Annotated in this window: 10 protein-coding genes and 1 riboswitch; of the genes, 7 read left to right on the top strand and 3 right to left on the bottom strand. The window is 60.7% G+C overall.

The window, feature by feature from the left end; genetic code table 11:
* Positions 1-120 precede the first annotated feature (120 nt).
* Positions 121-3,576 (bottom strand): chromosome segregation protein SMC, encoded by a 3,456-nt coding sequence (gene smc / locus C0U40_RS09825; protein WP_101655602.1) that lies wholly within the window; start codon positions 3,574-3,576, stop codon positions 121-123.
* A gap of 197 nt (positions 3,577-3,773) precedes the next feature.
* Positions 3,774-3,992, top strand: a riboswitch (cobalamin riboswitch).
* A 38-nt stretch (positions 3,993-4,030) separates the two neighbouring features.
* Here smc and C0U40_RS09830 point away from each other — a divergent pair.
* The 3 genes from C0U40_RS09830 (at position 4,031) to C0U40_RS09840 (ending at position 5,579) form a co-directional block, all read left to right on the top strand.
* A complete protein-coding gene (locus tag C0U40_RS09830; RefSeq protein ID WP_101655603.1) occupies positions 4,031-4,213 on the top strand; it encodes a CbtB domain-containing protein in 183 nt (60 codons plus the stop codon).
* Positions 4,214-4,415: 202 nt separating this feature from the next.
* A complete protein-coding gene (locus C0U40_RS09835; protein ID WP_101655604.1) occupies positions 4,416-5,093 on the top strand; it encodes a CbtA family protein in 678 nt (225 codons plus the stop codon).
* Positions 5,094-5,096: 3 nt separating this feature from the next.
* A complete protein-coding gene (locus C0U40_RS09840) occupies positions 5,097-5,579 on the top strand; it encodes a hypothetical protein (protein ID WP_101655605.1) in 483 nt (160 codons plus the stop codon).
* A 34-nt stretch (positions 5,580-5,613) separates the two neighbouring features.
* Here the strand turns inward: C0U40_RS09840 and C0U40_RS09845 are convergent, their stop codons facing one another.
* Entirely contained in the window at positions 5,614-5,964 is a 351-nt protein-coding gene (locus C0U40_RS09845; RefSeq protein WP_286134890.1) for a DUF1636 domain-containing protein, read from the bottom strand.
* Between the two features lie 75 nt (positions 5,965-6,039).
* On the opposite strand from C0U40_RS09845, the gene cobW reads away from it, so the two are divergent.
* The 3 genes from cobW (at position 6,040) to cobN (ending at position 11,351) form a co-directional block, all read left to right on the top strand.
* The gene (gene cobW / locus C0U40_RS09850) at positions 6,040-7,125 is read left to right on the top strand and encodes a cobalamin biosynthesis protein CobW (protein WP_101655607.1); all 1,086 of its coding nucleotides are present in this window, start codon (positions 6,040-6,042) and stop codon (positions 7,123-7,125) included.
* Entirely contained in the window at positions 7,122-7,574 is a 453-nt protein-coding gene (locus C0U40_RS09855) for a GNAT family N-acetyltransferase (protein ID WP_101655608.1), read from the top strand. The genes cobW and C0U40_RS09855 overlap by 4 nt, the downstream gene beginning before the upstream one ends.
* A 72-nt stretch (positions 7,575-7,646) precedes the next feature.
* Entirely contained in the window at positions 7,647-11,351 is a 3,705-nt protein-coding gene (cobN, locus tag C0U40_RS09860) for a cobaltochelatase subunit CobN (protein WP_101655609.1), read from the top strand.
* Positions 11,352-11,365: 14 nt separating this feature from the next.
* On the opposite strand, the gene C0U40_RS09865 is transcribed toward cobN, so the two are convergent.
* Positions 11,366-11,749, bottom strand: a complete 384-nt coding sequence (locus C0U40_RS09865) for a VOC family protein (protein ID WP_101655610.1) — start codon at positions 11,747-11,749, stop codon at positions 11,366-11,368.
* A gap of 81 nt (positions 11,750-11,830) precedes the next feature.
* Here C0U40_RS09865 and soxR point away from each other — a divergent pair, with 81 nt between their 5' ends.
* Entirely contained in the window at positions 11,831-12,295 is a 465-nt protein-coding gene (soxR, locus tag C0U40_RS09870; protein ID WP_101655611.1) for a redox-sensitive transcriptional activator SoxR, read from the top strand.
* Positions 12,296-12,315: the final 20 nt, after the last annotated feature.

Below are 12,315 nucleotides of genomic sequence, written 5' to 3' on the forward strand. Positions count from 1 at the left end.
TGCGCTTTGGCTTGCGAAAGGGTTACGCTGCTAAAAATGGCCGGCTCCTGTAATGGTGGCTGGCCCTTTTAGAATCCATCTGCGATCCCCGTTCAAGCGCGATCACACAAACGCGTCCTGTCACCCGACCAGAAGCTCCGCCTGTTGCAGATCGACACTCACCAACTGGCTTACACCAAGCTCCGCCATTGTGACACCGAACAGACGGTCCATCCGGCTCATGGTGACGGCGTGGTGGGTGATGATCAGGAACCGCGTATCGGTGCGGCGGGTCATTTCATCCAGCAGGTCGCAAAAGCGTGTGACGTTCGCATCATCCAGCGGCGCGTCCACCTCGTCCAGCACACAGATCGGCGACGGATTGGCCAGAAACACCGCAAAGATCAGAGACAGCGCGGTCAGCGTCTGCTCCCCGCCTGACAGCAGGCTCAGGGTGCTCAGCTTTTTACCGGGCGGCTGGCACATAATCTCCAGCCCTGCCTCCAGTGGATCGTCGCTTTCGACCAGTACCAGATTGGCATCGCCGCCGCCGAACAGATGTTTGAACAACAGGGCAAAGTTGCTGTTCACCTCGTCAAAGGCGGCCAGAAGCCGTTCGCGCCCTTCCCTGTTCAGGCTGGCAATGCCTGTACGTAGGGTCTTGATCGCCTCTTCCAGATCGGCCTTTTCCGTGACCAGCGTGTCCCGCTCCTCTGTCACCTCTTTGGCGTCTTCTTCGGCCCGCAGGTTGACCGCACCAAGGGAATCCCGCTGGCGGCGCAGACGGGCCACATCGTTTTCGATCATCTGCACAGGGGGCATGTCCTCGGGATCAGCCTGCAGGCGTTCCAGAAGTTTTTCCGGCGAGATTTCCAACTCCTCGCGGATACGATCCGCAGCCGTGTCCACCTGAACGCGGGCTGAATCTGCAACGGCATCGGCGCGGGCGCGGGCTTCACGGGCTTCTGAGGCCGCCCGTTCGGCGTCCCGTTCACCCTGTTCGGCCTGCCGCAGGTTGGTTTCCGCCACCGACAGCGCGTCAGAGGCGGCTTTTACCCGATTTTCAGCCTTTTCGATTTCGCGGCCCAGTTCTTCGCGCTTGGCACGGATCTCGTCCGGCGCAGCCGTGGCCTCTTTCAGTTCCTGCTCGGAGGTTTCCTTGCGGCTGGCAAGCTCTGCAATACGGGCCTCTGCGGTTTCCAGACGATGCCGCCAGCCGCTGACTTCTTGTGTGATCTCCTGACGGCGCTTGATCCGCGCCTCACCGTCGCGACGCTGTTCGTCGTGAATGCTGCGCTTGGTCAGCATCGTCACCCGTGCAGCCTCAACCGCCACCTTCAGGGCTTCAACGGTTTCCCGCGCAGCATCCAGATCGCCAAGCTCGCGCACGGCGGCTTCGGCCTCTTTCACAGCAGTGGTAGCGGCCAGTGCCTCTTCTTGCAAACGGGCCAGCGTCTGGGTCAGGGTTTCGACACGCCCTGACAGCATGTCCCGATCCGCCTCGGCGCGGCTCATGGCGCGGGTGGCGCTGTTGGCGGTTTCATCCGCCACCTTGCGGGCACGGCGGGCTTCCTGATCGGCAGCAATCGTGTCCTGCAACGCGGCATGGGCGGTTTCAAACACCTCCCGCGCGTGGGCGGCAGTTTGCGCGGCAGACTGATGGGATTCTCGCAGATCTTCGAGCCTGTTGACTTGTTGCAACCGCAAAGCTGCCGCCGTTGGCGCGTCATCGGCACCCGCACGATAACCGTCCCAGCGCCACAAATCACCCTCGACGCTCACCAATCGCTGCCCCGGTTTCAATGCGCCCTGCAAGGCTGCACCCTGCTCCCGCGGGACAACGCCGGTTTGTGACAGACGGCGCGACAGAACATCAGGCGCAGTCACATAATCGGCCAAAGGGATCGCCCCTTGCGGCAGCGCAGCAGCAGATTCGTAATCGGGCATCTGCGCCCAACCGGACACACCCGCAGGCCCTACAACCGGCGCTTTCAGATCATCCGCCAGCGATGCCCCAAGCGCCGCCTCATAGCCCTTGCGCGCACGAACCTCGTCCAGCAATTGTGCTCCGCCGGACTGGTCCCGTGCGATCACCCGCTCCAAAGCGCCCACTTCGGCGTTCAGGGCATTTGCCTCCCCTTCAGCTTCCGACAGGGCAGCACGCGCATCGCTGTCACGGGCCTGCTCCTCGGCGCGGCGGGTTTCAATCTCGCCCAACCGTGTTTCAGCCCGCAAGGCCGCTTCCTGTGCCACGCTGTGGGTTTTGCTGGCTTCGGACAAACGCGCCTCGGCCTGAGCCAGACCGTCTTTGGCTTTTGTCACTGCCTCGGCAGCGGTTTCAGCCTGCTCCTCCCGTTTCTTCAGGGCGCCGCGCACGTCCTGTAACAATCGGTGTGCAGACTGGTGACGGGCCGCAAGACGGGCCACATCTTCGGTGTGCCGGTCCAGATCCGCCTCTTTTTCCTGCATCACAGCCGCGGCAGTCTTGGCCTCGGCCGCTGCTGTTTCGATCCGCTCTTCCTGCCCTTCAGAGGCTTTAAGCAGCGCCTCCTGTTCCCATTCGAGCCGCTTGATGGTTTCTTCCGCGTCGCGGTTCAGGCCGGTTTCACGGTCGATATCCTTGCCAAGCTGTTCGATCCGGTTTTGCAGCGTTTCAATCGTGGCCCGCGCACGGCTTTCCTGATCCCCGAGCGCATCACGCTCTGCGGTCAGCCGTTGCAGGATGGCCCCTGCGACGGTTTCTTCTTCACGCAGGGGCGGCACCTTGCCTTCCAGTTCCTTGCGCAGCGCCGCAGCCTTGGCCGCACCGCCCTGCCCCGCCGCTGCAAGCTGTGTAGCCTGTTGCAACTGTTCCACCGCTTTGGCCAGTGACAAATCTGCCTCGCGCCAGCGGCGATAGAGCAGCAGCCCTTCGGACTGTCGCAACTCGTCCAGAATGGCGCGATACCGTGCCGCCTGCCGCGCCTGCCGTGCCAGCGCGTTCAACTGGCTGTCGAGCTGTTCGATCACATCATCCAGCCGCGCAAGATTGCTTTCCGCGCCGTTGAGCTTCAGCTCGGCCTCGTGGCGGCGTTGGTACAGACCGGAAATCCCTGCGGCCTCTTCCAGAACGCGGCGGCGGCTTTTGGGTTTGGCGTTGATCAGTTCGGAAATCTGCCCCTGCCGCACCAGTGCAGGGCTGTGCGCGCCGGTGGAGGCATCCGCAAACAGCATCTGCACATCCCGCGCGCGGGCTTCCTTGCCGTTGGTTTTATAGGCCGATCCAGCGTCCCGCGTGATCCGCCGCACCACTTCCAGCGTGTCCGAATCGTTAAAGGCCGCCGGCGCGAGCCGCTCTTTGTTGTCGAGCGTCAGCATCACTTCGGCAAAATTGCGTGCCGGACGGGAAGCCGCCCCCGCAAAGATCACATCCTCCATACCGCCACCGCGCATGGCTGTCGGTCGGTTCTCGCCCATGACCCAGCGCAGAGCCTCCAGCAGATTGGATTTGCCACAGCCGTTCGGCCCAACAACCCCCGTCAGCCCGTCCGAAATGATAAGTTCGGTCGGGTCAACGAAGCTTTTAAAGCCAGTCAGACGGATTTTGGAAAACTGCAACGGGCCAGCCTTGTTGATTCTTTATGAAAAGCCAAAATCTGGAACGGCGGCTTTCGAGTCAACCGCATTCCCCTGCATTTGGCCCCTCGACTGTATTAATCCACCATATATCGGCAATGGCTGCCCCTGAAAGTCGTTCGTGCCGCTGCTTTCTCGCGTCCTGTCGCAAAGCGGCTTGACCCGAGCCCCCTTATGCGGGCACAAAGAACGTGCAAGGTTCCCCACTAAGGCGCGAAGCGTCGGGGATTAATTGGGAATGTGGACAGGGCGGACCGAACTCCGGGGCCCGACGCCACAACCGCCCCCGCGACTGTGTGCGGAGAGCGATGTGCAGACAGGCCACTGGTTTATCCGGGAAGGCAGCACAATCGTTACGACCCGCGAGTCAGGAGACCAGCCAGGCACCGGACCTTAACCCATGCTGTCGGGAGTGGCGGCACAAGGAGACCATTAAATGAATACCGAAGCAAAAGTAGCTGTAAAATCCCAAGCCCTCGTTGGCAGCAACATTCTGGCAATCGCCTTTGCGGCCTTTGTCGGCGTAGGGCTGATCGCAATTGCAGGCCACGTGCAGGCAACAACATTGCATGATGCCGCCCATGATGTGCGTCACGCCACCGGCTTTCCCTGCCACTAAGCGTGCAGCGGCGCCGGACCACCGGCGCAACTCACAACATCAATCCGACAGGCTAGCCAGCGCGCAATTGCGTACTGGCTTTCGGTGTATGCGTCGCGGCGAACCTCTGGTCCTGCGCGTGCTGCCGGTCTGCGGATTCCGGTAACGGCTGCAAGCGGATCATCCCGAGCGGGACGGTCCCTGTGGCATCTATGGATTTATTATGCTGACCCGTATCCTGACCACGGCGATTTTCGCCGGATTTATCACTGCCTTTCTGGCTGCCCTGTTGCAATTCCTGCTTGTCCAACCCCTCCTGCTCCATTCCGAACTGTTCGAAAGCGGTGTGATGCAGCATTTCGGCACTTCGGGGGCCGGTACCCCTGCCCATGCCGAATTGCCGGGCTTTGATCCCCTGCGCGACGGAATGAGCGTCCTGTTCACCGCCGTGATTTACACTGGCTATGCGTTCTTGCTGGTGGCTGGTATCGCGCTCGCCAGTGAGCAGGGCCACGAAATCACACCGCGCACAGGTATTCTCTGGGGCATCGCCGGTTTCGTTGCGGTGCAACTGGCCCCTGCCATGGGCCTCCCCCCCGAACTGCCCGGTGCCGCTGCTGCGGATGTGGCTGCACGGCAGGTCTGGTGGTTTGGCACCGTTGCGGCAACCGCTCTTGGCCTGTGGCTGGTGGCCTTTGGCAGATCTCCGGTAATCTGGGCGGTGGCACTGCTCTGTCTTGCAGTACCCCATATCATCGGTGCCCCCGAGCCTGATGTCTTTACAGGTCCGGTGCCCCCAGAAATCGCGGCGCATTTTGCAGCGCGTGCGCTCGGCGTGGGCTTGGCAAGCTGGTCAATCCTTGGCATGCTCGCAGGCTATTTCTGGAACAAGGAAGCCTGATCCATGCGCAACCCGATTGCCTTTCTCGTCATCGGCCTGTTCTTTGGAACAGGCATCGGGTTCCTTTGGGCGGCGTCTCAGGGGATCACACTGGACGGCCATGACCATGCCACCGGCCACGGAGCCACATCGGGCCATGACCACAGTACAATGCAGGCCCTAAGCGTGGCGGATGACGGCACAGCCCCGACACTCGGCGCGGTGCTGCATCCCGATTCAGTTTCGGGCTTCAATCTGGAACTGACAACGCAGAATTTCACCTTCACACCGGATGCTGTGAATGCAGCAGACACCCCCAACACCGGCCATGCCCATATTTACGTGGATGGCGTGAAACTCTCACGGCTTTACGGCCACTGGTTCCACTTGTCCGGGCTGACACCGGGAGATCATGTGATTGCTGTAGAACTGAACGCAAATTCCCACAGCCCGATTCACGTCAACGGCAAGCCCGTGCGGGTCGAACTGCAAGTGACAGCTCCATGAGCCTGCTAGCACAACAGGACGATCGGGGCGGGTCCTATGCGGGTATCCGCCCGACAAGACAGAACCGCAACCGGCCTGCGGGCCGCGCATCTTCGATCCAGCCATCACCGGATTGCGCATACAAGCGCGCAAAAGCCGCGATATCGCTGCGATCCGCAACCGGATCAACACCTGCAAACAGATACGCGGCCTTGCCTTCTGCCCTGAACGACAGGCTCTGCGGTCTGGCACAGGAGGACAGGCATTCATGGGTTTCTACCGAAAAATCCTGCAACACAGGGTCGGCTGCAAAACTGTCTTGCAGCGCCTCGGCCAGATCCGGACCACGAAAATCCTCGTCGCCCTTGTTCCGGCATGTAGAGCAAACGATCACCCTATGGCGCACAGCACTCTCCCGCGTTAGACCCGTTATGACGTCGCATAGCGCAAACCCCATTCACCAACAACAACGGATCATTCCATGCCCGCTAAAATCCCCGCCACAGTCGTCACAGGTTTTCTGGGCGCAGGCAAAACAACCCTTATCCGCCACATGCTGCAAAACGCCAATGGCAAACGCATCGCGCTGATCATCAACGAATTTGGCGATCTCGGCGTGGACGGAGATATCCTCAAAGGGTGCGGCGACGAAACCTGCACCGAGGACGATGTGATGGAACTCTCCAACGGCTGTATTTGCTGCACCGTGGCCGATGATTTCATCCCCACGATGGAAAAGCTGCTGGACCGTGAAAACGCCCCCGACCATATCGTGATCGAAACCTCCGGCCTTGCCCTGCCCCAACCACTGGTCCGCGCCTTTAACTGGCCGGAAATCCGCACACGTGTGACGGTTGACGGTGTCGTGACTGTGGTCGACGGCAAAGCCGTAACCGAAGGCCGTTTCGCCCATAACGTGGCGGCGGTGGATGCGCAGCGCGCAATGGATGAAAACCTCGATCACGAAACCCCACTGTCCGAACTGTTCGAAGACCAGATCGCCTGCGCCGATATGATCGTTGTGAATAAATCCGACCTGCTGTCAGATGATGAATCTGCAAACCTTGTGGCCAAACTGAAAGCCGATAGTCGCGATGGTGTGCAGGTGGTCAAAGCCTCCATGGGTGCGCTGCCCGTTGACGTGCTGCTCGGTCAGGGGATTGGCGCAGAGGACGACCTCGACGCCCGCCACGAAATCCACCACCATCACCATCATGATGAAGACGACGACCACCATGACGACGACGATCACCACCACGATCATGAGCACAGTCACGGGCATGACGAATTTGAATCCTTTGTGGTCGAGCGCGCCGAAATCACCGACCCCACCGCCTTTGCCGAGCAGGTTGCAGATGTGATCCGACAGCACGACATCCTGCGTCTGAAAGGGTTTGCAGCTGTGTCGGGCAAGCCGATGCGCCTGACCCTTCAGGCGGTTGGCCCCCGTGTGGACACATACTTCGACCGCCCTTTCACAGCCGGCGAAACCCGCGCAACCCGCCTTGTGGTCATCGGTGAATCCGGGCTCGATCAGGCGGCTATAACGAAAGCCCTCAACGCATGAGCCTCTCCGTTCAAAAAGGCGATCCCCGCAGCCCTGAAGCAACCCGTTTGCTTCAGGCCAGCCACGCATTGATGAACGAACTCTTCCCCGCCGAGAGCTGCCACTATCTGGAAATTGAAGATCTCTGCACACCGGAAATCACCTTTCTGGTGGTCAAGGACGGCACTGAAACGATCGGCTGCGGCGCTCTGGCAAACAAGGGAGAATACGGCGAACTCAAGTCCATGTTCACCACTCCGGAGGCCCGGGGCAAAGGCGCCGCCGATGCGCTGATCACCGAACTTGTCAAAATCGCGCAAGAACAGAACCTGCCGATGGTCCGGCTTGAAACCGGCGATAAACTGACCGCTGCCCACAAGCTTTACCAGAAACACGGCTTCACATTCCGCGGCCCTTTTGGCGATTACCCCGAGCACCCGGCCAGCCTCTTCATGGAACGCACACTCTAAGCGCCCCGCCCGCTTCAATGTTCCACAAATACTCAAATCCGGCCCCCGCGCCCAACACAGGCCCTGCCCGACATGCACCTACTGAACGCCCAGCCCGGCACGATTGACGACAACGAACCCGTAGATCTGGGCCAGACTCCGGCTGATGTGGTGTTCATCTCTGCCGCTGATACCGAACTGGCAGGCCTTTCAGAAGCGCGGGCAGAACTGGCAGACGCCCCAACCCTGCGGCTGGCCAACCTGACCCACCTGCAGCACCCGATGTCTGTGGACCTGCACATCGAAAATTGTGCAACAAAATCGAAACTGGTCATTGCCCGCTGCCTTGGCGGGACGGGCTATTGGAAATACGGGCTGGAACAATACGCTATCCACCTCGGGCAGCAGGGCATTCCCTTTGCCGCCCTCCCCGGGGACGACAAACCGGACGAAGACCTGTGGCGGCTTTCAACCGTCCCGCGCGAGGATTGGGAGAGCCTCTGGGCCTATATGGTCGAAGGCGGCCCCGAGAATAACGCCAACTTCCTCTCCTACGCCGGAGCAATGGTTAACGGGAGCGAGAAACCCGCCCCAGCCAAACCCCTGCTGCGGGCTGGTATCTACTGGCCGGGTGCAGGCATTGCCGATCTTGAAACGCTACAGCAAAGCTGGACACCGGAGGCTCCTGTTGTCCCGCTCGTCTTTTACCGCGCATTGGTGCAGGGGGCCGGATTGCATCCGATCAACCGGCTGACTAAATCCCTGCTGCGGGCCGGTCTCAACCCCTTGCCGGTCTTTGTTGCCTCACTGAAAGACCCGATCTCAACCGCCACACTTGAATCCCTCTTCACCGCCGCACCGCCTGCGGTGATCCTGAACTGCACATCCTTCGCGGTCGGCTCCCCCCATGCCGGTGATGCGCCGACGACCAATCCGCTCGCCGCGCCCTTCGCAAACGACGCCCCTGTGTTTCAGGTGGTCCTTTCGGGCGCTTCCGAAGAAAGCTGGGCCTCCGGTTTGAACGGGCTGTCGGCCCGCGACATCGCCATGAACGTTGCCCTGCCCGAAGTGGACGGCCGCATTCTCTCCCGCGCCGTGTCTTTCAAGGGCGAAGCCTATTTTGACGAAGCCACCGAATGCCCCATCGCCACCTACCGCGCAGTCGGGGACCGGATCAAATTTGTGGCCGAACTGGCGAAAAACTGGGCCAGACTGCGCCAAACCCCGACAAAGGACCGCCGCGCCGCACTGATCCTCGCGAACTACCCGAACAAGGACGGCCGGCTGGCCAATGGCGTCGGCCTCGACACCCCCGCCGCCACAGTAGAGGCGCTAAAGTCGCTCCACGCCGCAGGCTATACCATCCGCAACATCCCCGAAGACAGCGATGCGCTGATGACGCAGATCATGGCGGGCCCGACAAACTGGCTGACCGACCGCGCCAAACGGACTGGCGGCGTGGAAATGTCGATGGCCGACTACCAGATCGCCTATGCACAACTGCCCTATGACGTGCGCGCCCAAATCGAGGACCGCTGGGGCAAACCCGAAGCTGATCCGTTCTACACCGCCGGAGAGCTCGACTGCGGGCATTTCGCCCTGTCGATTTTCCACTTCGGCAATGCGGTCGTAGGCGTGCAGCCTGCGCGCGGTTACAACATCGACCCGACCGACACCTACCATTCCCCCGATCTGGTGCCGCCGCATAACTATCTCGCCTTCTACTTTTACCTGCGCAACCAGTTCCGCGCCGATGCGATCGTGCATATGGGCAAACACGGTAACCTCGAATGGCTTCCGGGAAAGGCGCTGGCCCTGTCTGAAACCTGTCTGCCAGAGGCGATCCTCGGCCCGATGCCCCACATCTACCCATTCATCGTCAATGATCCGGGCGAAGGCACACAGGCCAAGCGCCGTGCGCAGGCGGTTATCATCGACCATCTGACTCCACCCCTGACCCGCGCCGAAACCTACGGCCCGCTGCGCGATCTCGAAGCCCTCGTTGATGAATTTTACGAAGCCGCAGGGGTCGATCCCCGCCGCCTGACCCATCTGCGTCGGGAAATTCTGGCGCTGACGTCGGCCACAGGCATCGACACGGACGCCGGCATGACCTCGGGGGATGAGGAAAACGACCTCGCCAAACTGGACGAATACCTGTGCGAGCTGAAAGAATCCCAGATCCGCGACGGGTTGCACGTTTTCGGCGCCTCCCCCACTGACCGGCTGGAAACCGACCTGATCGCGGCGCTGGCCCGCGTGCCCCGCGGCGATGGCACCGGTGGTGATGCCTCCCTGCAACGGGCGATTGCGACTGACCTTACCCTCGGGTTTGATCCGCTGGACTGCGCTATGGCCGAGCCTTGGACCGGCCCGCGCCCGCAACTGTTAAATGATCTGGACGACAGCCCGTGGCGCACGAATGGCGACACGGTGGAGCGTATCGAACTGCTCGCAACCCGCCTGATCACGGGCGCAGACGCCACGGCCCTGCCAACCACGGCCAAGGTCATCGACCATATTGAAACCCACATCCGCCCCACCGTCCGTGCATGTGGCCCTGCCGAAACTGAGGGCCTCCTCACAGCGCTTAGCGGTCGGTTCGTGGCTCCTGCCCCATCCGGCGCACCGACACGGGGCCGCATGGATGTACTCCCCACGGGGCGCAACTTTTTCTCGGTGGATTCCCGTGCCGTGCCCACGCCCACCGCGTGGAAGCTCGGCTGGAAATCCGCCAACCTGCTGATTGAACGTCACCTTCAGGACCATGGTGACTGGCCGCGTACATTGTTGATCACCGCATGGGGCACCGCCAATATGCGGACAGGCGGGGACGACATCGCACAGGCGCTGGCGCTGATGGGGGTCAAACCCCAGTGGGACAGCGCAAACCGCCGCGTGACCGGCTTTGAAATCCTGCCGCTTTCCGTGCTTGGCCGTCCCCGCGTCGACGTCACATTACGGGTCTCGGGCTTCTTCCGCGATGCCTTCCCGCAGCAGATGGCACTGGTGGATTCCGCTGCCCGCGCGGTAATGGCATTGGACGAACCTGCCGATCAGAACCCCGCCGCCGCCCGCCTGCGGGACGAGGGCACCGAGGAAGCCGCCTTCCGGGTTTTCGGCTCCAAACCGGGCGCCTATGGCGCGGGACTGCAAGCCATGATCGACGAAAGGCTTTGGGCTGACAAAGTCGATCTGGGTGAAGCCTATCTTGAATGGGGCGGCTATGCGTATGGTGCAAAAACCGAAGGCACCCGCGCCAAGGAGGCGTTGAAAACGCGCCTCTCCCAAACCGAAGCCATCGTGCAGAATCAGGACAACCGCGAACACGACCTCTTGGATTCAGACGATTACTACCAGTTCGAAGGCGGCGCAGCGGCGGCAATTTCCACGCTTCAGGGACAGGACCGCCCGATCTACCACAACGATCACTCCCGCCCCGAACGCCCCGTCATCCGAACGCTTGACGAAGAAATCTCCCGTGTGGTGCGCTCCCGTGTGGTGAACCCGAAATGGATCGACGGCGTGAAACGCCACGGCTACAAAGGCGCGTTTGAGATCGCCGCCACGGTAGATTACATGTTCGCCTTCTCAGCCACCACAGGCGCAGTGAAATCCCACCATTTCGATCTGGTCCACGCCGCCTTTATCGAGGATGAGGACACCCGTGATTTTATCAACGACCACAACGCCCCTGCATTAAGAGAAATCACCGAACGGCTCCTTGAAGCAATTGAGCGCGGCCTCTGGACGCCGAAATCCAATTCGGCAAAGGCCACGCTCGAAGAGCTTCGTTAGGAACTGCGAAGTGGTCAGCGGTAACTGACCACTTCAAATTCGATCCCGTCGTGGTCGTGGAAATAGAACCGTTCTCCGGGTTCGTAATCATAGTGTTCGCCCGGGGTGAACCCGGCGGCGCGGACCTTCTGATCCACCGCATGCAAGTCATCCACAACCACTGCCAGATGGTTTAACCCGCCGACCGTCGTATAACTGTCACCGGCGGCATTTTGCGAAGTGCCACTGTGATACAGCGCCAGATAGCTGTCCTTCCCCCCGACATGGATCGACCGCCCCGCATCAATCGCCTCGCCCTCCCAACGGATCTTCCAGCCGAATATATCATCCAGCATCTTCGCGGTCCGTGCCGGATCGCTTACGGTTATGTTTGCATGTTCCAGTCGTATCTCGGCCATAACAGTCTCCTTCTTGATGAAATCTTGTGATGGGACTAGGCTACAAGCTCAACCTAACTTTAGGTCAAGGACTTTATTCTGATGCCTTCTATAGTCGAAAAAACCATATCAATCGGATACTTATCCCAAAGGACCGGCGTGGCCGTTTCCGCATTGCGCTACTACGAATCCCAAAATTTGCTGTTTCCGGAACGGAACTCCGGCGGCCAGAGACGTTTCCTGCGGGCCGATATCCGCCGTGTCTCATTTATTCTGATTGCGCAGCAGTTCGGCTTCTCCATCGCTCAAATCAAGCAGCAACTGGACCGGCTACCACAGGGACGCACCCCTACTAAACGGGACTGGGCAAAGATCAGCACCCACTTCAAAAGCCATCTCGACGCGAAAATTACCGCGCTGCAAGCGATGCGGGACAAGCTGGACGGTTGCATCGGCTGCGGCTGCCTGTCCCTGAAATCCTGCGCGCTCTATAATCCCGCTGACAAGGCCGCCACACGGGGCACAGGCCCCCGCTACCTCTTGGGCGACCGCTCGGAAGACATCTGAACCACCGGCTTCAATGTTCC

It is taken from the genome of Neptunicoccus cionae (genome assembly GCF_002860325.1).
Lineage (GTDB): Bacteria > Pseudomonadota > Alphaproteobacteria > Rhodobacterales > Rhodobacteraceae > Amylibacter > Amylibacter lutimaris.